This is a genomic window from Saccharopolyspora rhizosphaerae (genome assembly GCF_003931915.1).
Lineage (GTDB): Bacteria > Actinomycetota > Actinomycetes > Mycobacteriales > Pseudonocardiaceae > Saccharopolyspora > Saccharopolyspora rhizosphaerae.
Window position 1 is genome coordinate 278,960 of record NZ_RSAA01000017.1, and the last position, 26,783, is coordinate 305,742.

Below are 26,783 nucleotides of genomic sequence, written 5' to 3' on the forward strand. Positions count from 1 at the left end.
GCCGTCGTCGTCTCCAGGACGCTCCCGAAGCGGCGGCGGAGCCAGCTCCCGGCACCACGCAGGGCCTGTCGAACCTCGCGAGAACTTCGCCCCCGAAGCCCCCTCGAACCTCGCGAGAACTTCGACCCCTGAAGATCCCCGTCGAACTTCGCGCGAAGCCGACGTGGGGACCCGGGTGGCAACGCCGCAGGTCGTGAGCGGGTTCGGGGAGAGCGCGCCGGGACGCGCGTTCGACACGGCTCGCGGAGCGGCGTGCTGAGGTCCGCCGAGCTGCTGGGCTCTCGGTTTGCGGGAGTTCCTGGTACCGGCACCGCCTGTTTGGAACGGTCCTCCGCAGGCGGTCAGCCGAGCGTGTGCGGGAGTGCCTGGCCCCAGGCCTGCAGCAACTGCGGCGAGGTGAGGCCGGTCGCCTCGTGCAGGGCGGTTTCAGCCTGGTCCGGGGTGGTCGACGCGGCGATGCGGCGGTAGAGCTCGGTGAGGCGCTCTTCCCCGATCCGCTGCGCCAGGTAGTGCACCACCGACCAGGACTGCTGGTAGGCGAGGTCGAGACGGCGTCCGGCCTGGTGGAACTCGGTGTTGGTGGGCAGCCGCAGCGGCGGACCCACCTCGCGGACCGAGCGGGCCAGGTCCGGCGCGATGTCCCGGGGTTCGAGCCCGCTCTTGCGGTAGCCGACGTAGTCCGGGAAGCCCTCCAGCATCCACATCGGAGCGCCGTCCGCGGTGACGGCGCGGGCCGCGACGTGGGTGATCTCGTGCCGCAGCACCACGCCCAGCGCGACGTCCGAGAGCTGATCGGCGGAGCGCGGGCTCAGCACGACGCGGGCTCCCTCCACCCGCCGGGTCCGGGTGTCCACCAGGTCCGCGATCGCCACCCCGGCGATCCCGTTGACCGCGAACTCCGGCCCGACCAGCGCCCGCATCTCCTCCGGCGTGGCGGGCACCAGCACCCCCACGCGCTTCGCCCAGCCGCTCCCCCACACCTCGGTCACGTCGGCGACCGCCGAGTCCAGCTGGGCCGCAGCCTGTTCCACCGCGGTGGTGTCGTGGCCGACGACGATCCCGCGGTCGGTGCGCCGCACCTCGCAGGGCCCGAAGTGCCACGGGCCGCGCCAGGCGTCGGGCACGACGCCGGTGTCCTCGGCGAGGTACCAGGACGCTCCACGTCGGACGAACTGGTACCCCAGCGGGCGCTGGGTCGGGACCGAGTCGGCACCCGCCATGGCGTACCGCAGCACCACGCGGGAGGCCAGCACCTCGTCGGCGGCGGGAACCGGTGCGTGCGGCAGCGGAGCTCCGTCGAGGCGGAGCGCGAACTGGGTCAGCGGCACGGTCCGGAGGTTGCGGAACAGCTGCAGCTGCCGCTGCTGGAACTCGAGGGGCGCCTGCGGGTCCACAGTGGCCGCGAACGCCGCCTCGTCGTCGTCGCGGACGGCTTCCGCCCGCCGCGCCAGCAGCTCGCCCACGGCCGCCTCAGGGGCTGGCAGCCGTGCCGCCAGTCCGGCGTGCTCGGCCGGTGCCGGCGCGGGCGGCGGTTCGACCGGAGCCGGAGAAGGCAGGCCCACCAGCCCGAACCCGCCCAGCACCGCAGCCGCCGCGGCGAGCACCCACCAACCGCGTGCTTTCCCGGTCGAAGACACGGCTCGCATCGTAAGTCCGATCACCGGTCCGGTCGACGCAGCCCGGGGCCGGACGCACTCCGGGGCCGGCACTCGTGAGAGCACCGGCCCCGGAGCACGACGGCGGGTCAGCCCGCGATGCGGCGCATCGAGGTGACGTCACCGATCTTCTTGTAGTCGGTCACCTTAACCACGTCACCTGAGGTCGGGGCGTGCACGGCCTTGCCGTTGCCGATGTACATCGACACGTGGCTGACCGGGCTGTAGTAGAAGATCAGGTCGCCCGGCTTGAGCTGGCTGGCCGACACCGACTTGCCCTCGCTGACCTGGGTCTTGGTGGAACCCCCGATGCTCACGCCGGCCTGCTTGTAGGCCCACTGCATGAGGCCGGAGCAGTCGAAGCTGCTCGGGCCCTTGGCACCCCAGACGTAGGGCGAGCCCTGCTTGCTCAGCGCGGCGTTGACGGCCTTGACCGCAGCACCCGCACCGGCGATCGAGCCGACGCCGGTGTCGCCGTCCGAGATCAGCGAGTCGCGGTCGGTGCCGCTGAGCTCGGCGTAGCGCTCCTCGACCTTCTCGATCTGGTCCTTCATGGCCTTGTTCTTGGCCTTCAGGTCCTGGGACAGCCGGGCGGCGTCCTGCTCGGCCTGGGCGGCGCGGTTGCGCGCGTCCTTGGCGGTCCGCTCGGCCTCCTCGGCCTGGTGCGTGGCCGCGGCCAGCGCCTTGACCGCGTCGTTGTTGTCCTTGGCCAGCGCGTCCAGCGCCGAGGCGCGGTCCAGGAAGTCATCGGGGTTCTCGCTGACCAGCAGCGCGGAGAGCTTGTTCAGCCTCGCGCCCTGGTAGGAGGCGTGGGTGAGCTGGTCGACCTGGCCGCGGAACTTCTCTTCCTCGCCGCGGGCCTGGTTGGCGACCTGCTCGGCCTGGACGGCCTGCGCCTCGGAACGAGCCAGTTCGGCCTTCTTGGCCTCGTGGTCGTCCTCGGCCTTCTTCATCTCCTCGGTGAGCTTCTCAGCTTCGTGCTGGAGCTCGCGGACCTGCTTGGCCGCGTCCGAGGCGTTGTTCGGGAGAGGCGGGTCCGCGAGAGCCGCACCGCCGGAGGTCATGCCAACGACCGCAGCGACCGCGGTTGCGGCCAGGGCGCCTCGCAATGATCGCTTGATTCCGTGCGACGCCACGTCGCGCACAGCTCCTTCTGCGTCCAACCGCCTGACCGCGCGCGGAAACCCGCTCGCACGCGGCCCGGTTCCCCGACAAAACCGAATCAGCGGCGCCTCGCGTGTCGCCCGGTCTGGGCAACTGATCGGCACGAGGCCTCGAGTAGGTTACGAAAGGTGAGGCGGAACGTCTATAAGCGGGTCCCGTTTTCTACTGAGCGCGACTGAATTCCCCTAACGGAGGAGAGTCACTTGCTCACGGTGACCGATCGTGCGAGGCCATCACCTGGACAAGTGACGACAACACGCCCACCTTCGGGTTGCGGAGCGTGCGGGGTGATCCCGCATGACCTCCGCCACGTGTCGGGAAGTCGCCAGGCGGCACCGCTGGAGCGACGAGCGGTCAGACCCTGTTCAGCCGCGCGAGCAACATCGCCGAGGACACCGCGTAGGCGCCGCGCCGCTGCACCGAGCTCACCACCGCGCGATCGGACGTGGCCACCACGACCTGCCGGCCCTCCGGCTCAGCGGCCACGAGGTCGCGGATCACGTCGTCGGCCTGCACCCCGGACTCGCTGAACAGCACCCGCACGCCCCGAGGCCGGGAGGTGGGCACCGCCAGCACGTCCGCGCCGTCGAAGACGAGCGTGACCTCGGCTCCGGTGCGCGCGGCCAGCGCGGCGAGCTGGTGGGCGAGCCGGTCCCGCTGGTCGGCCAGCGGCAGCTCCGGGTAGCCGGTCTTGGTGACGTTGTAGCCGTCGACGAGGAGGTGCACCGCGGGCAGCGCCAGCAGCCGGTCCAGCGCGGCGAGGTCCGCGACTTCGCCGGCGATCGCGGTCTGCTCGCGGACCCGGCGCACCACGTCGGCGGGCCGCGGCCCGGAACCCGTGGCACCCAGCTCGCGGCGCAACCCACCGACCGCGCCTTCCAAGGTCTCCAGCAGCAGCGCCAGGCGGACCTCGTCCCCCTGCCGCGCCTCGCGGGCGCTCTCCCGCGCCACCTGGACCTCGGCGGCGGCGCGCTCGGCCCGCTGCCGCTCCTCCTGCGCGCGGGCGCGTTCGCGGTCGCGCTCGGCGGCGACCTCGGTGATCGCCGACTCCCGCTCCTGCTGCATCCGCGCCAGCTCGTCCTGCGCGGCCTCGGCCGCGTCCTTGGCCTCGCGCAGCCGCATCCCCTGCTCCCGCAGGCGCTTCCGCAACCGCTCGGCTTCCTCGTTGCCCGCGGCCTGGTCCGCCGCTGCCCGGGCCTCGGCCAACTCGGCCTTGAGGCGCTCGACCTCGGCGGACAGCCGCTCGGCCTTCGCCGTCGCCGAGTCGCGTTCGGCCCGCAGCTGCCCCTGCTCGGTGCGGAAACCGATCAGCTCGACGTAGTGCGGAGCGGTCGGAGACCCCTGCAGCACCGCGGCGGCCCCGACGACGACCGGGTCCGGGTCCTGCAAGGACAACGCCTCCGGGCGGTGCTTGCGGCACCAGTCCAGCACCGCCGTGCGGAACACCGAGGAGTCGCGCAGCGCTCCGAGCAGCGCGGGCTGGCCGAGCTTGGCGCGCTTGGCCGGTGCGAACCGCACCACCGGGCGCAGCGCCGCGGGAACGTCGCTCGTGCGCATCGCGTCCAGCGCCCCCGCGGCCAGGTCGGCCAGCCGGGCGCGCAGCGGAGGCGGTAGGTCCTCGGTGTCGACAGGCGCAGCACCGGGAGTCTGCTGCGCACCGTCCACAGCGGACTCGTCCGGGGTGGGGCCGTCCGTCCCCGAGTTCGGTGTCGCCATCCCCACAGGCTAATCGCCACCGCCCGGAACACACGCACGCGCCGCGTTGTCGGTAGCGGGACGTAACGTGCGGATGATGTCCGCGCACCGCCAGCTGAGCTTCGACGAGATCGCCGTCAACGACGAAATCCCGTTGCACGAGGCCACGTTCGTCGTGGTCGACCTGGAGACCACCGGTGGCGACCGGGAGGGTGACGCCGTCACCGAGATCGGTGCGGTGAAGGTCCGCGGCGGCGAGGTCTTCGGAGAGTTCGCGACGTTGGTGAACCCGGAGCGCGGCATCCCGCCGTCGGTGGTGTCGATCACCGGCATCACCGAGGCGATGGTGCACGACGCACCGCTCTGGGACAGCGTGCTGCCCGCGTTCCTGGAGTTCTGCCAGGGCGCGGTGGTGGTCGCGCACAACGCGCCGTTCGACATCGGGTTCCTCCGCGCCGGCTGCGAACGGCTCGGGCTGAGGTGGCCGAAGCCGCAGGTCGTTGACACCGTCCGGCTCGCCCGCCGCGTCCTGACCCGCGACGAGACGCCCAACCACAAGCTCGGCACGCTCGCCCGCGTCCTGGGCGCGCGCACCCAACCCGTGCACCGGGCCCTGGACGACGCCCGCGCGACCGTCGACGTGCTGCACTCGCTGCTGGAGCGCCTGGGCCCGCTCGGCGTGCGCACCCTGGAAGACCTGCTCGGTCACCTGCCCGACGTCACCCCGCAGCAGAAGCGCAAGCGCAACCTCGCCGACGCGCTGCCCAACTCCCCCGGCGTCTACCTCTTCCGCGGCCCACGCGACGAGGTCCTCTACGTCGGCACCGCCTCCGACCTGAGACGGCGGGTGCGGCAGTACTTCACGGCGGGCGAGCGCCGGTCGCGGATCAAGGAGATGGTCGGCATCTCCGAGCGGGTGGACCACGTGGAGTGCGCGCACCCGCTGGAGGCCGAGGTGCGGGAGCTGCGGTTGCTCGCGGCGCACCAGCCGCGCTACAACCGCCGCTCCAAGTTCCCGCAGCGCGCGTGGTGGGTGGTGCTCACCGACGAGGCGTTCCCGAGGCTGTCGATCGTGCGCACGCCCCGCGAGGACGCGCTCGGGCCGTTCGGGTCCCGCCACGCGGCGAGCGCGGCCGTCGAGGCGCTGCAGTCGGCCACCTTCGTGCGGCGCTGCACCGAGCGGATCTCCCCGCGCAAGCCCCTCCGCCCGTGCGCGCTGCACGAGCTCGGCCGGTGCGGAGCGCCGTGCGCCGGGTTGCAGAGCGCCGAGGAGTACGCACCCGAGGTGATCGCGATCCGGGACGTGATCCGCGGCCGCAGCGGCGACCTGCTGGAGCGGCTGCACCTCGAGCTCCAGCGGCTGTCCGACACCGAGCGCTTCGAGGACGCCGCGGCCCACCGCGACCAGCTCGCCGGCCTCGTCCGCTCCTTGGACCGGGGCCAGCGGCTGTCCGCGCTCGCCGCCGTCCCCGAACTCGTCGCGGCCCGGCCCGACGGGCGCCGCGGCTGGCACCTCTCCGTCATCCGCCACGGCCGCCTCGCGTCCGCCGGCGTCGCCCGACGCGGCGTTCCACCGATGCCGGTGGTGGACGTGCTGCAGGCCGCGGCGGAAACGGTCGTCGACGGCCCGGGCCCGCTGCGCGGCGCCACCGCCGACGAGGTCCGGGTCGTCTACCGCTGGCTCACCACCGGAGGCACCCGCCTCGTCCGCACCCACTCCCCCTGGGGCGAGCCCGCCGGCGCCGCCGGCTCCTGGCGAGCCTGGCTCGACAAGGCCACCAGAGGCCGAACCCCCTACGCCGCCCTCGACTGACGCACCCGCGCACCCGGATACCGCGGTGATCGGTGCCGGGAACCGCGGTGTACCGGCCCTCCCGTCCGTCGGCGGAGGTGCTCCGGCGCCGGGTCGGCGGCTGCGGACGCAGCGTCGACGCGAGTGCCCGGCCGCGACCGACCGGGGCTGTGCTCTCCCGACTCGTCCGCCCTAGGTGGTGGGTCATCTCCGGGAACCGCGGCGCGCCCGAGCCGACGATCGGACGATCCGAACTGGACGGGTCGGTCAGACGATCATGTCGAAGGCTGCGTTGATCTTGGTGGGGCGGAGGCGGACGACGACCTCGCCGGGGACGCCGTTGCGGCGGCCGAACTCCTCGGCCTCGTCCGGGCCCACGTAGCGCGCTGCGATCCGCGTGGCCGTGTCGAGGAGGTCCTGCGGGTCTTCGGAGATCTCCGCCGTGCCCTGCACCTGGACGAAGCCGAACGGGGGCTCGGGCAGGTCGACGCAGAGCGTCAGCCTCGGGTCGCGGAGGATCGACCTGCCCTTGGCGGAGGCCTTGCCGGTGTTGAACACCAGCACGTCGTCGTCGACGACGAACCACACCGGCGCCACGAGCGGACGCCCGTCGGAGGAGGTGTACCCGACCAGCCCGGTGCGGGTGCCTTGGGAGAGGAACTCGCGCACCTTCGGGTCCTGCAGCGTAGCCATGCCCAGGACGCTACCGACCGTCGACAGCCCGCGCCGAGACGCAGAACGGCCCGGCACCCGCTCGGGGTACCGGGCCGTTCGCTCGGCAGTGCTTACTCCGTCGGCTGCGAAGGCTTGCCGGCGGTCAGCTGCTCCCGCTCCTCGGCTTCGCGGACCGCGTCGTCGTGACGGGCCTGCTCCAGCGCAGCGGTCTCGTCGACCGGGTCGGGCCGCAGCAGGCTGCCCTCGACCGGGTGGCCGGCGGCACCGAGCTGGTTCATCTTCTTCGGCACCGACGTGCCCTGGTAGGGCAGCGGCACAGGGTGACCGTGGTCGTCCACCGGGCCGAGCGGCTGGTGGACCTCGATGAACTCACCGTGCGGCAGACGCTTGATGATGCCGGTCTCGACGCCGTGCTCGAGGACCTCCCGGTCGCTGTGCTGGAGACCCAGGCACATCCGGTAGGTGAGCCAGTAGGCGATCGGCGGCAGCACCAGCAGGCCGATGCGGCCGCCCCAGGTCATCGCGTTCAGCGAGATGTTGAACGCGAACGCGAGGATGTCGTTGACACCCGAGATCATCAAGACCATGAAGAACGTCAGCGCCATGGCACCCAGCGACGTGCGTACCGGGTTGTCGCGCGGACGCTGCAGCAGGTTGTGGTGCGCGTCGTCGCCGCTGAGCTTGCGCTCGATGGCCGGGTACATGATCGCCGTGGTGAAGATCATGCCCATGAACAGCACGGTCGGGAAGAACACCGCCGGGATCGTGAACGGTCCCAGGTAGACCTCCCAGGCCGGCCACAGACGCGACGAACCGTCCGTCCAGATCATGTACCAGTCGGGCTGCGACGCGGCCGAGATCTGCGAGGCGATGTACGGGCCCAGGTTCCAGATCGGGTTGATCTGGAAGACGCCGGCCATGATGGCGGTGACGCCGACGACCATCGCGAAGAACGCGCCGGCCTTGACCGCGAACACCGGCATGATCCGCACGCCGACCACGTTGCGTTCGGTGCGCTTCACGCCCGGGAACTGGGTGTGCTTCTGGTACCAGACCAGCGCCAGGTGCGCCGCGACCAGACCCAGGATCAGGCCGGGCAGCAGGAAGACGTGGAACAGGTAGAACCGCGGGATCAGGTCGGTGCCGGGGAACTCGGCGCCGAACAGGATCCAGTGCACCCAGGTGCCCAGCACCGGGATCGACATGGCGATGCCGGAGGCGATCCGGACACCGGTGCCCGACAGCAGGTCGTCCGGCAGCGAGTAGCCGGTGAAGCCCTCGAACATGCCCAGGATGAACAGCGTCACGCCGATCATCCAGTTCGTCTCACGCGGGCGCCGGAACGCACCGGTGAAGAAGATGCGGAGCATGTGCGCCACCATCGACGCCATGAACAGCAGCGCCGCCCAGTGGTGCAGCTGGCGGGCGAACAGACCGCCGCGGACCTCGAAGGAGATGTCCAGCGTGCTCTCGAACGCCCGCGACATCTCCACGCCGCGCAGGTTGGTGTAGACGCCCTGGTACTCGACCTCCTGCATGGAGGGGTCGAAGAAGAACGCCAGGTAGGTGCCCGTGATCAGCAGCAGGATGAACGTGTAGAGCGCGATCTCGCCGAGCAGGAACGACCAGTGCGTCGGGAAGACCTTGTTCAGCTGCCGCCGCATGCCGGGAGCGAGCCGGTAGCGCGTGTCCAGCTCGTCGGCCGCGTGGGCGACTTTGCCGTACAGCTTGCTCTCTCCCTTCGTGGGCGTGGTGATCGAACTCATGACTCACGCTCCCAGTACGCCGGTCCGACCGGCTCGATGAAGTCGCTTTTCGCCACGAAGTAGCCGTCCTCGTCCACCGTGATCGGCAGCTGGGGCAGAGCACGCGTGGCCGGGCCGAACACCGGCTTGGCGTAGGTGTTGACCACGTCGAACTGCGACTGGTGGCACGGGCAGAGCAGCCGGCCGGTCTGCTGCTCGAACAGCGAGGTCGGGCAGCCCAGGTGGGTGCAGATCTTCGAGTAGGCGTAGTAGTCGCCGTAGTTGAAGTCTTCCTGCCCCTTGCGCTTGATCGGCTTGCTGCCGGGGCGCAGCCGGATCAGCATGACCGGCGCGTCGCCCTTGCGCATCGAGGTGATCAGTTCTTCCTCGTCGTGCCGCCAGGCCTCGCGGAACGGGAAGACGGTCTCGAAGCCGCCGGCCTCGATGTCCTCGGGCCGCACCAGCGAGACGTCGTGCGGGTTGCCCGTGTCGCGGCGCAGGTAGACCTTCTCGCCCGGGTGCTCCGGCATCCAGCCGGTGTGCAGCAGCGACTCCTGGCCCTCCTCGGCCCAGGGGTTGCGCACCATGCCGCCGAGCGCGAACACGCCGGCGCCGAGGCCGAAGGCGCCCACGCCGAAGCCCGCGGTGCGGGTGATCATCTTGCGGCGGGCGATCCCGCTGCGGTTGCCCGCGTCGGCCAGGAGCGCGGCGGTCGTCTGCCGGTCGACCTCGCTGGAACCGTGGCCGTCGTGGCGCTGCTGGATCGCGACCTCGTGCGGGATGAACTTCTTCTGGTACTGCACGACGCCGATGCCCACGGCCAGGATGGACAGGCCGAGGAAGAAACCGATCAGCGGGTTGTACAGCGAGTAGATGAAGTGCGCGGTGGGGTCGGTCGGGGGCTGGTAGCCCCACGGCCAGAAGATGAACACCGCGATGAACGCCAGCGCGGACAGGCCGGCCAGCGCGAACCAGGCGGCGACGTTCCGCTCCGCCCGGCGCTCGGCACGGGTCCCCTTGACCGGCCAGTTGTCCCGGTACTCGGCGAGTTCGACGTCGTCGAGGGCCAGCCCGAGCCGCATCTTCTCGTCGCGGCTCATCTCGGCCAACTCGGCCTCGGTGTATTCCTTCTTCTCTTGCTCACTCATGCCCTGGCTCCGATCCACAGGGTGAGGCCGATCAGCGCGCCGAGTCCGACGACCCAGGCGACCACGGTCTCCGGCCCGGGGCCGTAGCCGCCGAGGGAGTTGCCGCCCGGGTTGTTGTTGCCGTTGGTCACGGACTTGACGTAGGCGATGATGTCTTTCTTCTCTTCAGGCGTCAGCTGCCGGTCCGAGAACTTGGGCATGTTCTGCGGGCCGGTGAGCATGGCGTGGTAGATGTCCTGCTCGGTCGCCTGGTCGAGGTTCGGCGCGAACTTGCCGGACGACATCGCGATGCCGCGGCCGGTGAAGTTGTGGCACGACGAGCAGTTCAGGCGGTAGAGCTCTCCACCGCGGGAGGGATCGCCGCCCTGCAGAGCCTTGCCGGCCTGCTTCGTCGCCTCCGGGCCACCGCCGTAGGTCTGGACGTACGCGCCCAGCGCGTCGATCTCCTCCGGGCTGAACTTCGGCGGCTTGCGCGTCGCCTGCGCTTCCTGGCGGACCATCGGCATGCGGCCGGTGGAGACCTGGAAGTGCACGGCGGCTTCGCCGACGCCCGTCAGGCTGGGGCCGCGGTCCTGCACGCCCTGCAGGTTGGACCCGTGGCAGCTGATGCAGGCGTTGTTGTAGAGCTGCTCGCCCTGCCTCACCAGCGCCGGGTCCGCTGCGGCGTGCGCGGTCTGCGGCTCGGGTGTCACGACGGTGTACAACGCACCGGCACCCACCAACGCAATGCCCAGCGCCAGTACACCGGAGATCCGCCGCTTGAGCTTCGAGCCCGCGCGGTTCCGTTTCTTAGTGGTGGTCATGAGTGCGGCAACCCTTGCTGTCCGGTTCGGGGTGTTCGTTTCGGCCTCGTTCGTGCCAGGCGACCGAGGTCCTCGCTGGAGGAGCGATCACGGGACTAGGTAGATCACGGCGAAGAGGCCGATCCACACGATGTCCACGAAGTGCCAGTAGTACGACACGACGATCGCTGCGATGGCTTGGGCTGGCGTGAACTTGCTGAGCTTCGTCCGGATGATCAGGAAGACGAACGCGACCAACCCGCCGATCACGTGCAGCCCGTGGAAGCCGGTCGTCATGTAGAAGACCGTTCCGTAGGCCGACGAGGCGATCGTGGTCGCGTGCTCGGTGATCAACTGGAAGTACTCACCGGCCTGCCCGAGCACGAAGATCGTGCCCATGATCAGCGTGATCACGTACCACCGGCGGAGACCGAAGACGTCACCCCGCTCCGCCGCGAACACGCCCCACTGGCAGGTGAACGACGACGCCACCAGGATGATCGTGAACGGGAGGGCGTACGGGAGGTTCAGGTGAGTGGGCGGTGGTGGCCACTCGCCCTCGTTCTGCGCCTTCACCGTGAAGAACATGGCGAAGAGCCCAGCGAAGAACATCAGCTCGCTGGCCAACCAAACGATGGTGCCGACGCTGACCATGTTGGGCCGGTTCAGCGAGTGCACGCGTTGACTGATTGAGGGCGCTGCCGTTGTCACGCGACGCATTATGTCTTGCAGCTTTTCCGCTCGCGCCCTCGGGTCCTCCCCTACGCCCGCGGGGTGATCGGATCGCGATCTGGAGGTGACCCACCGTGAGATCTTTCCGGTCGCTGCTCGCGACCCTGGGGCTCGGCCGCAGCAGCCCCCGCAAGCCCGTGATCAGCATCGACGACCCCGACCTGCGCGTGGTGGTGTGGTCCTACGACGACACCGAGGCCGCGTCGGCGGCGCTGGCCAGGGCTACCGACTGGAACCCCGACGACCCCGCCGTGCTGCGCCACCACCTGGCACTTCCCGGTGACGTGGTCGACACCGCGGCGGCCGTGCTGGCCCAGGACGACTGGATCCTGCGGCCCGGAGGCCGCGCGGATGAACTCAGCGTGTCGGGTTTGACCCCGTTGGTCGCGCTCCGTGTGCAGCAGCTGGACGCGTTGCATTGCTCACAGGAGACCTCCCGGATGGCCGGACTGGCCCAGCGGCACGGTGGCGAGACCTTCGGCTGGGACGCGCTGCAACGCGGACCGGGATGATCGGATCGTGTCGGGTGGCTACTGTCACACCCGCTCGGACGGCTAGCATTCGGATCAGTGAAGCCCCGTGCTGCGCAGACCGGGTGCGGGTGTCCCGCAAGCTCGCCGAGGAGCCAGTGATGAGCACCGCAACAACGAACGTTCTCGTGTTCAGCCACCGCGCCGAGGTCAGGGAGGCGATCATCACCGCCGTGGGGCGGCGTCCCGCCCCCGACCTGGACCGGCTGCGCTACACCGAGGCGAGCACCGTCGCCGACGTCATCAGCGAGGTCGACGCGGGCAAGGTCGACCTGATGATCCTGGACGGCGAGGCCCAGCCGACCGGCGGCATGGGCGTCTCCCGGCAGCTCAAGAACGAGATCGCGCAGTGCCCCCCGGTGATCGTGGCGGTGCGCCGCAAGGACGACCGGTGGCTGGCGACGTGGTCCCAGGCCGACGCGGTCCTGGTCCACCCGCTCGACCCGCTGGCGTCCGCGGAGACGGTCGCCGAGGTCCTGCGCACGCAGGGCAAGGCCGTCCCGGCCTGACCCCGCGCCGCTCCTGGAGGAGCGGACCACCTCGCGCCGGAGCGGACCGGACTCCTCGACCCCGTCTTGACCGGTTCCGCTCGCGGCGTTGCGATCCGCGCCATACCCGGCGGATCCGACCGCGGCCGGCGCGGCACGATAGGTTCTCCAGACAGCAGAACCGACGGAGTAGATCGTGGGAACCATGGCGGGAAGTTGGGCAGGGCTGCTGAGCAGCCTGGTCGCGGGAACGGACCTGTCCGCGGAGGACACCGCCTGGGCCATGGACCTGATCATGTCCGGCGAGGCGACCCCGGCCCAGGTGGCCGGGTTGGTGGTCGCCCTGCGCGCGAAGGGCGAGACGCCCGCCGAAGTGCGCGGCATGGCCGACGCGATGCTCGGGCACGCCCGCACGCTGGAGATCACCCAGCGCGCGGTGGACATCGTCGGCACCGGCGGTGACCGCAGCGGGAGCGTCAACATCTCCACGATGGCCTCGATCGTCCTGGCGGCGGCCGGGGTGACCGTGGTCAAGCACGGCAACCGCGCGGCCTCGTCGAAGTGTGGCACCGCCGACGTCCTCGAAGAGCTCGGCGTGGTGATCGACCTGCAGCCGGCGGGCGTGGCGCGCTGCGTGGAGGAGGTCGGCATCGGTTTCTGCTTCGCGCCGGTGTTCCACCCCGCGTTCAAGCACGCCGGCGCGCCGCGCCGCGAGATCGGCATCCCGACCGCGTTCAACGTGCTCGGCCCGCTCACCAACCCCGCCAAGCCCGCTGCGGGCCTGATCGGGTGCGCGGACCGCCGGATGGCTCCCGTGATCGCCGAGGTCTTCGCCGCCCGCGACAACTCCGCGCTGGTGGTGCGCGGCGACGACGGCATGGACGAGATCACCACCACGGCCGCCAGCACGGTCTGGGTGGTCCACGACGGCACGGTCCGCGAGGACGTGCTCGACCCCGAGGACCTCGGCATCCCCCGCAGCCGCCCGGAGGACCTCCAGGGCGGCGACGCCAAGGACAACGCGAAGGTCGTGCGAGACCTGCTGGCCGGCGCCCGGGGCCCGGTCCGCGACGCGGTCCTGCTCAACGCCGCCGGCGCCTGCGTCGCCTACGACGGCCCCGGAGCGGACCTGCGGAGCCAGGTGCAGGCGGGCGTGGAGCGGGTCGCCCAGGCCATCGACTCCGGCGCCGCTGCCGCCCTCCTGGACCGCTGGACCGCCCTCTGCGCCGAACTCCGCTGACCCGGCGGTCCTGACGCCCTCGTCAGGCGCACGCGGCGAGCGGAGCTCACTCCTCCTCGAGGCCGATGGCGAAGGCCGCTTCGGTGTCCCTGCGCGAGTACGAGCGGAAGGCGATGTGGGTGTCGGTGTCGACGACGCCGGACACCTTGTTGATCTTGCCGGGGACGATGTCAGCCAGGTCTTCGTGCTTGGCGACGCGCAGCATCGCGATCAGGTCGACGTCCCCCGCGCAGGAGTAGACCTCGTCGACACCGTCGAGGTCGGCGATCTCCTGTGCCGCCTCGGCGAGGCGGTCGGCGGCGGTCTGGATCAGCACGATCGCGGTGATCACGAGGGGTCCTCCTGCTGCGTGGTGGTTCGTCGATCGAGATCCTAATCGCGCAGCGCGGGCCGGGCGGCGCGGCCGGTGAACGTTCGCCGGTACGCGACGGGCGGGACTCCGCGGACGCGGAGGAACTGGTGGCGCAGCGAGGCCGCCGAGCCGTACCCGCACCCCGCGGCGACGTCCTCCGCCCTGAGGTCCGTGTCCTCCAGCAACCGCTGGGCCCGGTCCAGCCGGCGGGTGGTGACCCAGCGGTGCGGTGTCGTCCTTCACGCCTGGCTGTGGCGGTGCTGCTGGGCGCGGTGCACCGCGTTCTCCTACGCGCTGATCTGCAGCAGCGTCGGCAAGCCCGGTCGGCACCGTGGCGGGGGTCTCGTTGCTGTACCCGGCCGTCGCGCTGGCGGTCGACGTGCTCGCCTTCGGTCAGCGGGTCACGCTCGCGGAGCTGGCGGGCATCGTCGCCATCCTCGGCGCCGTGCTCGGCCAGAAGGTGCGCTGAACGCGCGGAGGGCCCCTCGGTCGCAACCGAGGGGCCCTCCGGGGTTCTGCGTCAGTGGCTGCTCGGACCGGTGTGGTACTCGAACACCAGCCCGGCGACCATGATCAGCAGGAAGCCGACCGCGAGCACGATCATCCAGACGTGGAAGAACGCCAGGGCGACGCCCGCGAAGGCCGCACCGGCGGCCAGGCCGACCGGCCAGTAGCTGCCCGGGCTGAAGAAGCCGAGCTCGCCGGCACCGTCGCTGATCTCCGCGTCCGGGTTGTCCTCGGGACGGTCCTCGATCCGGCGAGCCACGAAGGACAGGTAGCTGCCGATGATCAGGGACAGGCCGCCGACCAGGATCAGCGCCACGGTGCCCACCGGCTCCTTGGCCCAGAGCCCGTACACGACCGCGGACAGGAAGAAGAAAACGGTGATGATGTTGAAGATCTTCGCTTCGACCTTCATGGAGTCCTCGCTCTCACGCCGTACGCCCTGTCGAGGGCACCCCTAGCTGTTCGTCCCGATGCCGGAAGGCGCACCACCGGTGCGATCGGTGTTGAACGGAACACCGGTCACGGCGTGCGGCGTGCACAGCTCACCGCAGTTCATCGCGCCGAGCGCCTCTGCGGCCGTGTAGGTCTGACCCGTCTGCGGGTTCACCTGGGTTCGCAGCTGCATGTACCGGTCGAACTTGTCCGGCGACAGCGCGCGGACCTCGAAGTTCATCATCGCGTGGTAGGTGCCGCACAGCTCGGCGCACCGACCCACGAACGAACCTTCACGCTCGATGGTGTTCTGGAAGACGTTGTCCTGGTTGTTCTTCTCCGGGTACGGGAAGGTGTCCCGCTTGAAGTGCCACTCCGGGACGAAGAAGGAGTGGATCACGTCGGTGGAGCGGATGTGGTACTCGACGCGCTCGCCGACCGGCACGACCAGCAGCGGGATCTCGCTGCTGCTGCCGACGGTGCGCACCGGCTGCCCGTCCGGCGTCTTGTGACCCGGGTAGTTGAACTCCCAGTTCCACTGGAACGAGACCACGTTCACGGTCTGGTCCGGCTTGGCCGGCTTGGCCATGACCGTGTTCTGGGTGACCGCCGTGAAGTAGAAGAGCACGACCACCAGCACGAACGGGATCGCCGTGTAGATGAGCTCCAGCGGCAGGTTGTACTGGAACTGCCGCGGCAGCTCCTCGTCGTTCTTCTTCTTGCGGTGGAAAGCGACCGACCAGAAGATCAGCCCCCACACCAACACACCGACCGCGAGTGCTGCGATGACCGACCAGGTCCACAGGTTCCGCATCGCCTCGGCCTGCGGGGTGACACCCTCTGGCCATCCGAACCGCAGGACCTCGTCGGTCGTGCAGCCAGTGGCCGCGACACCAACCAGGCCGATCAGACCAGCGACCTTGACCAGCCGTGGCACTCGGGTCCCCTCCTTCAGGCCCACTGCGCGACGCCTCCTCGTGCAAAACTCACCGAAGCGGCTCGTGTCGATCCCCGCTCACCCGCAGGCGACCGCGGATCCGCCGCCGGAATCCTGGGCAGAGCCTAGCCCAGGTGTAGCCGCGATACTGCTCCGGGGGCGTTGATCGCTCCCCCCGGGCCTCGTCCCGGCGCGGCCGAGCGGCTCCCTCGTTCCGGTGACCACCTGAACAGCCCGCACGGCAGCGGCCCGCGCGAGCACGTCCCGAGCCTCCCGCGGGCGTGGCTGGCGGGAGTCCGGCGGAGCCGACGGGTGCCCACCGGCGCTGCCGAGCGCAACGACCACGGCCGCACGCGCGTGCAGCGCGCGTGCCAGGGTTCTGCATACTGGAGCGAGCCTTTTCCCCCCGACTCGGAGAGGTGCACGAGACGCGTGTGCGGCCTGCTTGGACTCATCTGTCCCACCGAAGAACTTGCCGGTTACAGCGTGAACGCCGTGGCCAACGCGCTGCCGTGTCAACGCCACCGGGGCCCGGACGAGAGCGACACGTGGCAGGGCGGTGAGGTCGTCCTCGGCTTCAACCGGCTCTCCATCATCGACCTCGAGCACTCCCACCAGCCGCTGACCTGGGGTCCGCCGGAGAACCCGCAGCGCTACACGATCACCTTCAACGGTGAGATCTACAACTACCTGGAGCTGCGCGCGGAGCTCATCGAGCAGTACGGCGCGCGCTTCGCCACCGACGGCGACACCGAGGTGATCGTCGCCGCCTACCACTACATGGGGCCGCACTCGGTCGGCCGGCTGCGCGGCATGTTCGCCTTCATGATCTGGGACGACGAGCGCAAGGTCGTCTACGGCGCCCGCGACCCGTTCGGCATCAAGCCGCTGTTCTACGCCTCCGGCCCCGGCGGCACGGCCTTCGCCAGCGAGAAGAAGAGCCTGCTCAGCCTGGCCAACACGCTGAAGATCAGCGAGGAGATCGACCACAAGGCGATGCAGCACTACTTCGTGCTGCAGTACGTGCCGGAGCCCGAGTCGCTGCACCGGCAGATCCGCCGGATCGAGTCGGGCACCTCGTTCACCATCTCCCCCGGCGGGCAGCTGGTCACCGAGCGGTACTTCCAGCCGAACTTCCGGCCCCGCCCGGCCAACACCGAGGCCGACGTCAAGCGGCTGCAGGACGAGATCGTCGATGTGATGCGCGACTCGGTCGCCAAGCACATGCGCGCGGACGTCACGGTCGGCTCGTTCCTGTCCGGCGGCATCGACTCCACCGCGATCGCGGCGCTGGCCAAGGAGCACAACCCGAACCTGATCACCTTCACGACCGGCTTCGAGCGCCAGGGCTACTCGGAGGTGGACGTGGCGGCCGAGTCGGCCGCGGCGATCGGGGTCAAGCACGTCGTCCGCACCGTCTCCGCCGAGGAGATGATGGAGGCGCTGCCGCTGATCACCTGGTACCTCGACGACCCGGTGGCCGACCCTGCGCTGGTCCCGCTGTGGTTCATCGCCCGCGAGGCCCGCCAGCACGTCAAGGTCGTGCTCTCCGGCGAAGGCGCCGACGAGCTCTTCGGCGGCTACACGATCTACCGCGAGCCGCTGTCGCTGGCGCCGTTCGAGAAGGTGCCGGGCGCGTTGCGCAAGGCGATGGGCAAGGTCTCCAGCCGCATCCCGGAGGGCGTGCGGGGCAAGGACCTGCTGCGCCGCGGCTCGCTGGAGCTGGAGGAGCGCTACTACGGCAACGCGCGCATCTTCCGCGACGACCAGCTGCGCGGCATCATGCGCGCCTTCGACCCGGGTGTGTCGCACAAGGACATCACCGGCGCCCCCTACAGCCTGTCGAAGGACTGGGACCCGGTGACGCGGATGCAGCACGTGGACCTGTTCACGTGGCTGCGCGGCGACATCCTGGTCAAGGCCGACAAGATGACCATGGCCAACTCGCTGGAACTGCGGGTGCCGTTCTTGGACCCGGAGGTCTTCCGGGTGGCCAGCACGGTGCCGCTCGAGCAGAAGATCACCCCGGAGACCACCAAGTACGCGCTGCGCCAGGCGCTGTACCAGGTCGTCCCGGCGCACGTGCTCAACCGCCGCAAGCTCGGCTTCCCGGTGCCGATCCGGCACTGGCTCAAGGACGAGATGCACGACTGGGCGCGCAACATCATCCAGCAGTCGCAGACCGACCACCTGCTGGACCGCCGCGCGATCCTGCAGCTGCTGGAGGAGCACCGCTCCGGCGTCCTCGACCACAGCCGGCGCCTGTGGGCGCTGCTGGTCTTCATGCTCTGGCACGCCATCTTCATCGAAGGCCGCCTCGCGCCCGAGGTCCCGGAGCCGCACTACCCCGTGCGCCTCTGAGGCTCGAACGCACGCGGAAGGCCTGCTCCCCACCTCGAGGAGCAGGCCTTCCGCGCTTCCGCCCCAGGGGTCGCGGCGCCCCGCCCCAGCGGGTGCGGACGCGGTCCCGTCAGCAGTTGTTCTTGCTGGTGAAGGACGTGTGGTCGAAGTAGGGGACGGCCTTGCCGTTGAGCACGACCTCGCGGTCGGCGCCGTCGAGGATCTGCTCGTAGTGCAGGTGGGGGCCCGTCACCCCGCCGCTGGAACCCGCCTCGCCGATCTTCTTGCCGAGCGAGACCTCGTCGCCGACCGAGACGGACTGCTTCGAGAGGTGGGCGTAGCGGGTGCGCCAGCCGTTGCCGTGGTCGATCTCGATCCACCGGCCGTAGCTGGTGTCACCCTCGTTCTCCGACCTGGTCACGGTGCCGCCTGACGAGGCGAGGACGGCCATGCCGGTGATGCCGTCGCGCTGGAAGTCGACCGCGTTGGCCGGGCTGTGCCCGCTGAAGGTGGCGGCCGTGACCTTCACGCCGCACTTGAAGGGCACCTGGAAGTTCGGCGCGGCCGAGGCCGGCGCCTGGAATCCGACCACGGCGAGCGCAGCCAGTGCCACTGCTGCCGTGGTCGTCCCTAATCGCTTCATGCGAACCACCTCCGAGTTGTTGTTGGTGATTCACATGTGATCACGTCCAGTTGGGCGGAAATAGACCCACACGAAGGTCAACTTTTGCCAGTTTTCAACCACACCGCGGTGTTCGGCGGCAGCGTGCCCCGCCACTCCTCCGCGCTGTCGCTGCGGATCAGCAGGTCGCCGGGCAGGTCGAGGCTCACCGGGGTGTCGCCGAAGTTGGTGGCGCAGGTGAAGCCCGGCTCGCGGGCGAAGGCCAGCACGCCCTCCGGGGCGTCCAGCCAGGTCAGGTCGCCGTCGCCCAGCGCGGGCAGCGCGCGGCGTCGGGCCAGCGCCTCGCGGTAGAGCCGCAGCACCGAGCCGGGGTCCCCGCGCTGGGCCTCCACCGTGGACGCCGACCACTCCGCGGGAGCGGGCAGCCAGCTCCCGCCCGGTCCGAAGCCGAACGGCGGCTGCTCACCGGACCACGGCATCGGCACCCGGGAACCGTCGCGTCCGAGGTCGGCACCGCCGGAGCGGCTCCAGATCGGGTCTTGGCGGAGCTCGTCGGGCAGCTCCAGCACCTCGCGCAGCCCCAGCTCCTCGCCCTGGTAGACGTACACCGAGCCGGGCAGCGCGAAGCTGAACAGCGCCGCCGCGCGGGCCCGCGCCAGGCCGAGCTCCCCGCCGCCGTAGCGGGTGACCGGGCGGCGGACGTCGTGGTTGCCCAGCACCCACGTCGTGGTCGCACCGACCTGGCCGGTGGTGGCCAGCGAGTCGGTGACGACCTCGCGGAACTCGGCCGCCGACCAGGGAGCTTCCAGCAGCGCGAAGTTGAACGCCTGGTGCAGCTCTTCGGGTCGGACGTAGCGGGCCAGCCGCTCCTGCGTCGACGCCCACGCCTCGGCGACACCGATCCGCCCGCCGGAGTAGGAGTCGAGCAGCACCCGCCAGTCGCGGTAGATCTCGTGCACCTCGTCCTGGTCGAAGTACGGCAGTTCACCATGGCCCAGCAAGGAGATCTGCTCGGTCAGGCCGGTGTCGGGCAGGTCGGGGTGCTTGATCATGCCGTGCGCGACGTCGATGCGGAAGCCGTCGACCCCGCGGTCCAGCCAGAACTTCAGGACCTTGCGGAAGTCCGCGCGCACCTGCGGGTTCCGCCAGTTCAGGTCGGGCTGCTCGGGCGCGAACAGGTGCAGGTACCACTGCCCGTCGGGCAGCCGGGTCCACGCCGGACCGCCGAAGACGGATTCCCAGTCGTTCGGCGGCTCGTCGCCGCGTCCGTCGCGCACCAGGTAGCGGCCGCGCTCGGCCGATCCCGGCCCGGCGGCGACCGCCTCGGCGAACCACGGGTGCCGGTCGGAGGTGTGGTTGGGCACCACGTCGACCAGCACCTTCAGTCCGGCGTCGTGAGCTTCGGCCAGCAGCGCGTCGAAGTCCTCCAGGTCGCCGAAGAGCGGGTCCACACCGCAGGGGTCGGCGACGTCGTAACCGCCGTCGGCCATCGGCGAGGGGTAGAAGGGGGTCAACCAGATCGCGTCCACGCCGAGGTCGACGAGGTGCGGCAGCCGCTCGCGCGCACCGGCGAGGTCACCGACCCCGTCGCCGTCCGAGTCGGCGAAGCTGCGCACGTAGATCTGGTACACCACGGCCTCACGCCACCAAGACATGCTGCTCCCCTCAGGAATGGGCGGTCCGCACCGCCCGGCCACGGGACTCACCGCTCCCGGGTGGACTCCCGGACGACGAGGTTCGGGCGGAACATGCGGCTGAAGCTGGTCGACCCGTGCTCGGCACCGTCCGGGTCGAGCTGCCGGAGCAGCTCGTCGACCGCCGCGGCGGCCATGTCGCGGATGGGCTGGGCCAACGTCGTCAGCGACGGCTGGCAGTAGGCCGCCATCGGGATGTCGTCGAACCCGACCACGGAAACGTCCTCCGGGGTGCTCAGCCCGCGGCGCTTGGCCTCGCCCATCGCACCCAGCGCCATCACGTCCGACGAGCACAGCACCGCCGTGGGCTGCGGACCGTCGAGCAGCCGAGCCATCGCCTCGGCCCCTCCCGCGGCGGAGAACGAGCCGTGCGCCACGAGGTCCGCTCCCGGTTCGACGTCCGCTTCCTCCAGGGCGGCGGCCCAGCCGGCGCGCTTGAGCCGGGACGGCAGCGCCCGCGAAGGGCCGCTGACGAAGCCGATCCGCCGGTGCCCCAGCTCCAGCAGGTGCCGGGCGGCGATGTGCCCGGCCAGGTGCTCGTCAACGGTGATGTCGGGGACGTCGAGGCTGGGAGCACCGCCGTTGACGAAGACCATCCGTACGCCGTCGCGGCTGAGCTTCTCGTAGTAGCCGCGGCTCCGGCGCTCGTCGTTGTCCGGGTTGGCGATCTCCGGCGAGACGAAGATCATCCCTTCGACACCGCGCGCCTGCAGCATCTGGACGTACTCGCGCTCGCTCATCGCCGCCCGCGTGTTGCACAGCAGCGAGGCGTAACCCGCTTGCGAGGCACGGCTTTCCAGCGCCTCGGCGAAGGCCGGGAACACCGGGTTCGACAGCTCGGGCACCAGCAGGCCGATCACGCCGGTGCGCCGGAGCGCACCGACGCCCCGGGCGGTGTGCGGGAGCTGGTTGACCACGTCGAGCACTCGTTGCCGGGTCTCCTCAGCGATGCCGGACTTGCGGTTGAGCACGCGGCTCACCGTGGACACGCTCACCCCGGCCGCTTCCGCGATCTCGGCCAGACCCGCCAACGCTGGACTCCCTCCACTGCCCGTGCTTCCGGAACGATCCTGCACGTCGCAGCAAATCTTTGCAACGGACCTCTGTTCCCGTTCATCGCGGTGTTGTCCACTTCTGGTCACACTACTTGACGTAGATCACATCCAGAGGTGCAATTCGACGCCAAAGATTCGCAAGGATTTGCACACTGGAGGTCCGGCATGAGACCCAAGGCCACGGTCACCGCTGCCCTCGGCGTGGTCAGCGCGCTCACCCTCGCCGCGTGCGGCGGATCGACCGGTGACGCGAACCAGGTCGTGTACTGGGACACCAGCGGATCCGCGGAGAGCGCGGTGTTCAGCGAGATCGCGCAGGAGTGCGGACGCACCGGTGGGTACCAGGTGCGGGTGGAGTCGGTGTCCTTCGACCAGGCCTTGAACAACTACAAGACCGCAGCTCAGGGCGGGCAGGGCCCGGACGTGCTGCGCGCCGACGTCGGCTGGGTCTCGCAACTCGCGCAGGCCGGGCTCATCCAGGACCTCTCCGACACCCCGCTCGGCACCGACACCGCCGACTTCCTGCCGAACGCGGTGCAGTCGACCAAGTTCGAGGGCAGGACCTACGCGGTCCCGCAGGTCACCGACGCGCTGGCGCTGTTCTACAACAAGCGCGAGCTCGAGACTGCCGGTGTGGCACCGCCGCAGACCTGGGACGAGCTCAAGGCGATCGCGCCGAAGCTCGGCGGGGAGAACGCGCTGTTCCTCAACAACGACGAGTACTACGCGTTGCCGTTCATCTACACCCACGGCGGGGACCTGGTGAACACCAGCGCGCGGTTGATCACCGTCAACTCGCCCGAGACCGTGCGCGGCGTGCAGGTGGCCAAGGACCTGCTCGACGCCGGGGCCGCTCGCACCTCGCTGGACCAGCCCAACTCCTACACGAGCATGAAGACCGCCTTCACCACCGGCGAGACCGCGATGGTCATCGACGGGCCCTGGGCGGTCTCGGAGTACACCGCCTCACCCGAGTTCGCCGACCCCGCCAACCTCGGCATCGCACCCGTGCCCGGCTCGGCCACCCCTTCCCCCGTCGGCGGGCACGACTACGTGATCCGGCAGGGCAGCGACGCCACGGAAGCCTCGACGAAGTTCGTGGCATGCATGAGCAGCAGCGCGAACCAGGCCGAGGTCGCCGCGGAGCTGGGCCTTCTGCCCTCCCGCAAGTCCGCCTACGACGACCCGGCCGTGGCGGCCAACCCGATCGTCACCGCGTTCCGTCCGCTGGCCGCGACCACCCACGCCCGCGCCTGGATCCCGCAGAACAGCGAGCTGCTGGAGCCGCTGCAGACCGCCTACGGCGACGTGCTCTCCGGCCGCAAGCCGGCCCAGGTCGCGCTCGACGAGCTGGCGCAGACCTACCAGTCCACGATCCTCACCGACTACGCGAAGCGCTGATCATGCGGAACTCCCTCGCCCGGTACTGGTTCGCCTACGCGATGGTGCTGCCGGTGCTGGTGGTCCTCGCCGTGCTGGTCGTGCTGCCGCTGCTGCAGGGCGTGCACTTCGGGTTCACCGACATCAACGACACCAACATCGCCAACCCGGTCCTGGACCGGGAGGCGCGGTACTCCTTCACCGGCTGGGACAACTACCTCAACGTGCTGTCCGGCTCGGCGGCGTACGGCTCGTTCTGGGCGACGCTGGGGCGCACCGTGATCTGGACCTTCGCGTGCGTGGCCTGCCACTACGGCATCGGGCTGGGCCTGGCGGTGCTGCTCAACCGCAGGATGCGCGGGCGCGGGCTGTACCGGGTGCTGCTGATCCTGCCGTGGGCGGTGCCGGTGTTCATCAGCGCCTTCGCCTGGCGGTACCTGCTCAACGCCGACTACGGCCTGGTGAACTGGGTGCTCGAGGCGGTGGGACTGCCCGGCCAGGTGTGGCTCGGGCAGTCCGACCTCGCGCTGGTGTCGGTGATCGTGGTCAACGTGTGGCTGGGCGTGCCGTTCATGATGGTCGCCCTGCTCGGCGGACTGCAGGCCATCCCGTCGGACCTCTACGAGGCCGCGGAGGTGGACGGCGCCACGCCCTGGCAGCGGTTCGTCCACGTCACGCTGCCCGGCCTGCGGCCGGTGTCGAGCAGCGTGGTGCTGCTCGGCGTGATCTGGACCTTCAACATGTTCCCGGTCATCTACCTGATCACCGGGAACAACCCCCACACCCGGATCCTCGTGACCTACGCCTTCGAGCGGTTCTTCTCCGGCGCCACCCGGGACTACGCGATCGCCTCCACCTACGGCGTGCTGATCCTGTCGGTGCTGCTGGTCTTCGCCGCGATCTACCGCCGCGCGATGGCGCGGCAGGGAGAGGTGCTGTGATGAGCATCGACGCAGCGTCCCTGCGCGCGTCCTCGGCCGCCGCCCGCCCGCGCGGCCGGGGACGACGGTCCACCCTGGCCAGCACCGCGCTGCACGCCGCGCTGGTCGTGGCCTCGCTGATCGCGGTGTTCCCGGTGTTCTGGGTCGTGGTCGTGTCGTTCAAGCCGGACGCGAAGGCGGTCGAGGCGACGCCGTCGCTGTTCAACGACTCGAGCCTGGACAACTACGTCGACGTGCTCACCGGGGCGAAGGGGTCCTTCCTGGCGTGGTTCGGCAACTCCGTGCTCATCGCGGCCCTGACCACGGTGCTCGGGGTGCTGTCGGCGGCGACCACCGCCTACGCGCTGAGCCGGTTCCGCTTCCCCGGCAGGCACTGGCTGCTGCTGTCGTTCCTGGTCGTGCAGATGTTCCCGTTCGCCGTGCTCATCGTGCCGCTCTACAACATCCTGCTCACGCTGGGCCTGCAGGGCAGCGCGCCGGGGTTGGTGCTGGTCTACTGCAGCACCGCGATCCCGTTCTGCACGTTCATGCTCAAGGGCTACTTCGACGGGATCCCGGCCGACATCGACGAGGCGGGGCGGGTCGACGGGCTCTCCCCGTTCGGCGTGTTCTGGCGGCTGGTGCTGCCGCTTGCCAGGCCCGGACTCGCGGTGACCGGGTTCTACTCGTTCATCGTGGCCTGGAGCGAGGTCGCGTTCGCCTCGGCGTTCCTGTCGGCCGCCGACGAGTCGAAGACGCTCGCGGTCGGCCTGCAGGTGTTCGTCCAGCAGAACCGGGCCGAGTGGGGGCACCTCGCAGCAGCGTCGGTGCTGGTGGCAGTCCCCGCCGTCGTCGTGTTCTACGCCGTGCAGCGCTTCCTGGTCTCGGGGCTGGCCGCGGGCAGCGTGAAGGGCTGACGACCCGATCTTGCCGCACCGGCTTTCGAAGGGGTCGAGGCACGGGAACACCACTACGCTGGACGGCATGCAGGAACTCAGGCTCGACCGACCGTTGGTGCTCGACGGGGGGTTGGCCACGGAGCTGGAAGCGATGGGCCACGAGCTCGCCGACGCCCTGTGGTCGGCGCGCTTGCTGGCCGACGCCCCGGAGGAGATCGTCGCGGCCCACGCCGCCTTCTACCGGGCGGGCGCCGACATCGCCACCACCGCCAGCTACCAGGCGTCCTTCGAGGGCTTCGCCGAGCGCGGTCTGGACCGGGCCGGTGCGGCGCGGTTGATGCACCGCAGCGTCGAGCTGGCTCGGCTGGCCGGCGAGGTCGAGCCGGGCGAGCACCGGTGGGTCGCCGCCTCCGTCGGCCCGTACGGCGCGACCCTCGCCGACGGCTCGGAGTACCGCGGTGACTACGGGCTGACCCTGCAGCAGCTGCGCGAGTTCCACGTGCCCCGGTTGGAAACGCTCGCCGAGGCGGGGCCGGACATCCTCGCGCTGGAGACCATCCCCGACCTCGTGGAGGCGGAGGTGCTGGTCGAGGCGCTCTCCGGCCTGGGCATTCCCGCCTGGCTGTCGTTCACGGTCGAGGGCGACCGCACCCGGGCCGGGCAGCCGCTCTCCGAAGCGTTCGCCCTGGCCGAGTCGGAGGCGATCACTGCGGTCGGGATCAACTGCTCGGACCCCGACGACGTCCTGCCCGCGCTCGAAACCGCCCGCGCGGCAACGGAGAAGCCGCTGGTCGCCTACCCGAACAGCGGCGAGGGCTGGGATTCCGAGCACCACGCGTGGACCGGCGACCCCCGCCTGTCCCCCCGCCAAGCCCGTCGCTGGCGCGAGGCCGGTGCCCTGCTCGTGGGCGGTTGCTGCCGCGTGCGCCCGGAGGACATCACCGCCGTGGCGGAAGCCCTGCTCGACCCGGAGTCCTGAGCCGGCGGCCGGAGAACGGTGGCGTCGGGCGAGGTCGTCCGGCATGGTCGAGGGCACTCCTGCGAGACCTGGGGGTGTGCCGGTGGACGGCCGAGCCGTGGACGAGGAACCGGAGTTCGACGCCGAGGGGTTGTTCGACGAGGACTACCTGCACTTCTACGACAGCGCGCTGACCGAGGAGCGCGATCGGGAAGACGCGGAGCTGGTGTGGCGGTTGCTCGGGCTCGCACCGGGCAGCGAGGTCCTGGACGTGGCGTGCGGGCACGGCCGGATCGCCAACCGCCTGGCCGAGCGGGGGTGCGTGGTCACCGGCCTGGACAGCTCCACCCCGTTCCTGCAGCACGCCCGCGCGGACGCCGCCGAGCGCGACGTGCACGTCGACTACGTCGAGGGCGACATGCGGGAGCTGCCCTGGCCGAACCGCTTCGACGGCGTGCTGAACTGGTTCACGGCGTTCGGCTACTTCTCCGACGCGGGCAACCGCCGGGTGCTGACCGAGGTGCGCCAAGCGCTGCGGCCGGGCGGCCGGTTCGCGCTGGAGCTGATCAACCTGGTCGAGCTGCTCCCCCGCTTCCGGGAGCACGCGGTGCACGAGGTCGGCGACGACCTGCTGATCGACCACCACCGCCTGGACCCGCTGACCATGCGCTCCCACGCCGAACGCCTCATCGTCCGGGCGGGCCGGGTGCGCCGCATCCCCTACGCGATCCGGCTCTTCACCGCCCCGGAGCTCCGGGACTGGCTGCACGACGCGGGTTTCACCGACGTCACCTTCCACGGCGAGGACGGCGAACCCCTCACCCGCCAGCACCGCCGCATGATCGCCGTAGCCACCCGCTGACCCCGCTCCCACCCGAAGACACCTCGCGCGACATCACCGCCACCCCCCACTCGCAGCCAACCCGCCTCACACCCCGGCATGTCTCCACGCCGTGGGTGCCGACACTTCGCCCGACATGTCGTTCGCCCACGCAATGACATCGCGCGCGGGATGTCCGTCGGCCCGACACGCGGAGCATC

24 protein-coding genes and 2 pseudogenes are annotated in these 26,783 nt (G+C 70.5%); 11 read left to right on the forward strand and 15 right to left on the reverse strand.

Annotated features, from left to right (window positions below):
• Positions 1-341: 341 nt before the first annotated feature.
• The 3 genes from EIL87_RS19420 to EIL87_RS19430 form a co-directional block, all read right to left on the reverse strand.
• Complete coding sequence (locus EIL87_RS19420; protein ID WP_233576381.1) at positions 342-1,637, reverse strand: hypothetical protein; 1,296 nt, start codon at positions 1,635-1,637, stop codon at positions 342-344.
• A 107-nt stretch (positions 1,638-1,744) separates the two neighbouring features.
• On the reverse strand, positions 1,745-2,791 hold the full coding sequence (locus EIL87_RS19425; RefSeq protein WP_233576382.1) for a C40 family peptidase: 1,047 nt from the start codon (positions 2,789-2,791) through the stop codon (positions 1,745-1,747).
• Positions 2,792-3,173: 382 nt separating this feature from the next.
• Positions 3,174-4,535, reverse strand: a complete 1,362-nt coding sequence (locus EIL87_RS19430) for an NYN domain-containing protein (RefSeq protein WP_125091977.1) — start codon at positions 4,533-4,535, stop codon at positions 3,174-3,176.
• A gap of 76 nt (positions 4,536-4,611) precedes the next feature.
• Here EIL87_RS19430 and EIL87_RS19435 point away from each other — a divergent pair, with 76 nt between their 5' ends.
• Positions 4,612-6,327: a DEDD exonuclease domain-containing protein gene (locus EIL87_RS19435; protein WP_125091978.1), complete on the forward strand. Its 1,716-nt coding sequence runs from the start codon at positions 4,612-4,614 to the stop codon at positions 6,325-6,327.
• A gap of 246 nt (positions 6,328-6,573) precedes the next feature.
• On the opposite strand, the gene EIL87_RS19440 is transcribed toward EIL87_RS19435, so the two are convergent.
• The 5 genes from EIL87_RS19440 to ctaE all read right to left on the reverse strand — a co-directional run bounded on the left by EIL87_RS19440 (position 6,574) and on the right by ctaE (position 11,376).
• Positions 6,574-6,999, reverse strand: a complete 426-nt coding sequence (locus EIL87_RS19440; RefSeq protein ID WP_125091979.1) for a PPOX class F420-dependent oxidoreductase — start codon at positions 6,997-6,999, stop codon at positions 6,574-6,576.
• Between the two features lie 92 nt (positions 7,000-7,091).
• Positions 7,092-8,747 carry a cytochrome bc1 complex cytochrome b subunit gene (gene qcrB / locus EIL87_RS19445; protein ID WP_125091980.1) on the reverse strand — a complete coding sequence of 552 codons (1,656 nt, stop codon included), beginning with the start codon at positions 8,745-8,747 and terminating at the stop codon, positions 7,092-7,094.
• Complete coding sequence (gene qcrA, locus EIL87_RS19450) at positions 8,744-9,874, reverse strand: cytochrome bc1 complex Rieske iron-sulfur subunit (RefSeq protein WP_125091981.1); 1,131 nt, start codon at positions 9,872-9,874, stop codon at positions 8,744-8,746. Before qcrA ends, qcrB begins: the two co-directional genes overlap by 4 nt.
• On the reverse strand, positions 9,871-10,677 hold the full coding sequence (qcrC, locus tag EIL87_RS19455) for a cytochrome bc1 complex diheme cytochrome c subunit (protein WP_125091982.1): 807 nt from the start codon (positions 10,675-10,677) through the stop codon (positions 9,871-9,873). The genes qcrA and qcrC overlap by 4 nt, the downstream gene beginning before the upstream one ends.
• Before the next feature lie 87 nt (positions 10,678-10,764).
• Positions 10,765-11,376: an aa3-type cytochrome oxidase subunit III gene (gene ctaE / locus EIL87_RS19460; RefSeq protein ID WP_125091983.1), complete on the reverse strand. Its 612-nt coding sequence runs from the start codon at positions 11,374-11,376 to the stop codon at positions 10,765-10,767.
• An 86-nt stretch (positions 11,377-11,462) separates the two neighbouring features.
• Here ctaE and EIL87_RS19465 point away from each other — a divergent pair, with 86 nt between their 5' ends.
• The 3 genes from EIL87_RS19465 to trpD all read left to right on the forward strand — a co-directional run bounded on the left by EIL87_RS19465 (position 11,463) and on the right by trpD (position 13,646).
• Positions 11,463-11,900 (forward strand): hypothetical protein, encoded by a 438-nt coding sequence (locus EIL87_RS19465; RefSeq protein ID WP_407690557.1) that lies wholly within the window; start codon positions 11,463-11,465, stop codon positions 11,898-11,900.
• A gap of 119 nt (positions 11,901-12,019) precedes the next feature.
• Positions 12,020-12,427 carry a hypothetical protein gene (locus tag EIL87_RS19470; protein ID WP_125091984.1) on the forward strand — a complete coding sequence of 136 codons (408 nt, stop codon included), beginning with the start codon at positions 12,020-12,022 and terminating at the stop codon, positions 12,425-12,427.
• A gap of 184 nt (positions 12,428-12,611) precedes the next feature.
• Positions 12,612-13,646: an anthranilate phosphoribosyltransferase gene (gene trpD, locus EIL87_RS19475; RefSeq protein ID WP_407690558.1), complete on the forward strand. Its 1,035-nt coding sequence runs from the start codon at positions 12,612-12,614 to the stop codon at positions 13,644-13,646.
• Between the two features lie 46 nt (positions 13,647-13,692).
• Here trpD and EIL87_RS19480 read toward each other — a convergent pair whose 3' ends face one another.
• Entirely contained in the window at positions 13,693-13,977 is a 285-nt protein-coding gene (locus EIL87_RS19480) for an Lrp/AsnC family transcriptional regulator (protein WP_125091986.1), read from the reverse strand.
• A gap of 41 nt (positions 13,978-14,018) precedes the next feature.
• A pseudogene (locus EIL87_RS19485) lies at positions 14,019-14,222 on the reverse strand (helix-turn-helix domain-containing protein); the annotation flags it as partial.
• Positions 14,223-14,329: 107 nt separating this feature from the next.
• On the opposite strand from EIL87_RS19485, the gene EIL87_RS26875 reads away from it, so the two are divergent.
• Positions 14,330-14,467, forward strand: a complete 138-nt coding sequence (locus EIL87_RS26875; protein WP_158628669.1) for a hypothetical protein — start codon at positions 14,330-14,332, stop codon at positions 14,465-14,467.
• Between the two features lie 51 nt (positions 14,468-14,518).
• Here EIL87_RS26875 and EIL87_RS19490 read toward each other — a convergent pair whose 3' ends face one another.
• Positions 14,519-14,917 carry a cytochrome c oxidase subunit 4 gene (locus EIL87_RS19490; RefSeq protein ID WP_125091988.1) on the reverse strand — a complete coding sequence of 133 codons (399 nt, stop codon included), beginning with the start codon at positions 14,915-14,917 and terminating at the stop codon, positions 14,519-14,521.
• Between the two features lie 42 nt (positions 14,918-14,959).
• Positions 14,960-15,898 carry an aa3-type cytochrome oxidase subunit II gene (gene ctaC / locus EIL87_RS19495; RefSeq protein ID WP_125091989.1) on the reverse strand — a complete coding sequence of 313 codons (939 nt, stop codon included), beginning with the start codon at positions 15,896-15,898 and terminating at the stop codon, positions 14,960-14,962.
• A 408-nt stretch (positions 15,899-16,306) separates the two neighbouring features.
• On the opposite strand from ctaC, the gene asnB reads away from it, so the two are divergent.
• Positions 16,307-18,235, forward strand: a complete 1,929-nt coding sequence (gene asnB, locus EIL87_RS19500) for an asparagine synthase (glutamine-hydrolyzing) (RefSeq protein ID WP_125091990.1) — start codon at positions 16,307-16,309, stop codon at positions 18,233-18,235.
• A gap of 112 nt (positions 18,236-18,347) precedes the next feature.
• On the opposite strand, the pseudogene EIL87_RS19505 reads toward asnB, so the two are convergent.
• The 3 genes and pseudogenes from EIL87_RS19505 to EIL87_RS19515 all read right to left on the reverse strand — a co-directional run.
• Positions 18,348-18,857 (reverse strand): annotated as a pseudogene (locus tag EIL87_RS19505) (M23 family metallopeptidase); the annotation flags it as partial.
• Positions 18,858-18,934: 77 nt separating this feature from the next.
• The gene (locus tag EIL87_RS19510) at positions 18,935-20,491 is read right to left on the reverse strand and encodes a glycoside hydrolase family 13 protein (protein WP_125091992.1); all 1,557 of its coding nucleotides are present in this window, start codon (positions 20,489-20,491) and stop codon (positions 18,935-18,937) included.
• 47 nt (positions 20,492-20,538) lie between these two features.
• Positions 20,539-21,561, reverse strand: a complete 1,023-nt coding sequence (locus EIL87_RS19515) for a LacI family DNA-binding transcriptional regulator (RefSeq protein ID WP_125091993.1) — start codon at positions 21,559-21,561, stop codon at positions 20,539-20,541.
• A 189-nt stretch (positions 21,562-21,750) separates the two neighbouring features.
• Here EIL87_RS19515 and EIL87_RS19520 point away from each other — a divergent pair, with 189 nt between their 5' ends.
• The 5 genes from EIL87_RS19520 to EIL87_RS19540 all read left to right on the forward strand — a co-directional run bounded on the left by EIL87_RS19520 (position 21,751) and on the right by EIL87_RS19540 (position 26,604).
• Positions 21,751-22,986 (forward strand): extracellular solute-binding protein, encoded by a 1,236-nt coding sequence (locus EIL87_RS19520; RefSeq protein ID WP_125091994.1) that lies wholly within the window; start codon positions 21,751-21,753, stop codon positions 22,984-22,986.
• Between the two features lie 2 nt (positions 22,987-22,988).
• The gene (locus EIL87_RS19525) at positions 22,989-23,906 is read left to right on the forward strand and encodes a carbohydrate ABC transporter permease (RefSeq protein WP_125091995.1); all 918 of its coding nucleotides are present in this window, start codon (positions 22,989-22,991) and stop codon (positions 23,904-23,906) included.
• Complete coding sequence (locus EIL87_RS19530) at positions 23,906-24,802, forward strand: sugar ABC transporter permease (protein ID WP_125091996.1); 897 nt, start codon at positions 23,906-23,908, stop codon at positions 24,800-24,802. Before EIL87_RS19525 ends, EIL87_RS19530 begins: the two co-directional genes overlap by 1 nt.
• A 67-nt stretch (positions 24,803-24,869) precedes the next feature.
• The gene (gene mmuM / locus EIL87_RS19535) at positions 24,870-25,763 is read left to right on the forward strand and encodes a homocysteine S-methyltransferase (protein WP_125091997.1); all 894 of its coding nucleotides are present in this window, start codon (positions 24,870-24,872) and stop codon (positions 25,761-25,763) included.
• 82 nt (positions 25,764-25,845) lie between these two features.
• Positions 25,846-26,604, forward strand: coding sequence for a class I SAM-dependent methyltransferase (locus tag EIL87_RS19540; protein ID WP_233576384.1), 759 nt, complete (start codon positions 25,846-25,848; stop codon positions 26,602-26,604).
• Positions 26,605-26,783 lie beyond the last annotated feature (179 nt).

Bases quoted from the DNA above. Each gene is read 5' to 3' on its own strand.
- EIL87_RS19430 (WP_125091977.1), bottom strand. From the start codon at position 4,535: ATGGCGACACCGAACTCGGGGACGGACGGCCCCACCCCGGACGAGTCC.
- EIL87_RS19435 (WP_125091978.1), top strand. From the start codon at position 4,612: ATGTCCGCGCACCGCCAGCTGAGCTTCGACGAGATCGCCGTCAACGAC.
- EIL87_RS19440 (WP_125091979.1), bottom strand. From the start codon at position 6,999: ATGGCTACGCTGCAGGACCCGAAGGTGCGCGAGTTCCTCTCCCAAGGC.
- qcrB (WP_125091980.1), bottom strand. From the start codon at position 8,747: ATGAGTTCGATCACCACGCCCACGAAGGGAGAGAGCAAGCTGTACGGC.
- qcrA (WP_125091981.1), bottom strand. From the start codon at position 9,874: ATGAGTGAGCAAGAGAAGAAGGAATACACCGAGGCCGAGTTGGCCGAG.
- qcrC (WP_125091982.1), bottom strand. From the start codon at position 10,677: ATGACCACCACTAAGAAACGGAACCGCGCGGGCTCGAAGCTCAAGCGG.
- ctaE (WP_125091983.1), bottom strand. From the start codon at position 11,376: ATGCGTCGCGTGACAACGGCAGCGCCCTCAATCAGTCAACGCGTGCAC.
- EIL87_RS19470 (WP_125091984.1), top strand. From the start codon at position 12,020: ATGAGCACCGCAACAACGAACGTTCTCGTGTTCAGCCACCGCGCCGAG.
- trpD (WP_407690558.1), top strand. From the start codon at position 12,612: ATGGCGGGAAGTTGGGCAGGGCTGCTGAGCAGCCTGGTCGCGGGAACG.
- EIL87_RS19490 (WP_125091988.1), bottom strand. From the start codon at position 14,917: ATGAAGGTCGAAGCGAAGATCTTCAACATCATCACCGTTTTCTTCTTC.
- EIL87_RS19510 (WP_125091992.1), bottom strand. From the start codon at position 20,491: ATGTCTTGGTGGCGTGAGGCCGTGGTGTACCAGATCTACGTGCGCAGC.
- EIL87_RS19520 (WP_125091994.1), top strand. From the start codon at position 21,751: ATGAGACCCAAGGCCACGGTCACCGCTGCCCTCGGCGTGGTCAGCGCG.
- EIL87_RS19525 (WP_125091995.1), top strand. From the start codon at position 22,989: ATGCGGAACTCCCTCGCCCGGTACTGGTTCGCCTACGCGATGGTGCTG.
- EIL87_RS19530 (WP_125091996.1), top strand. From the start codon at position 23,906: ATGAGCATCGACGCAGCGTCCCTGCGCGCGTCCTCGGCCGCCGCCCGC.
- mmuM (WP_125091997.1), top strand. From the start codon at position 24,870: ATGCAGGAACTCAGGCTCGACCGACCGTTGGTGCTCGACGGGGGGTTG.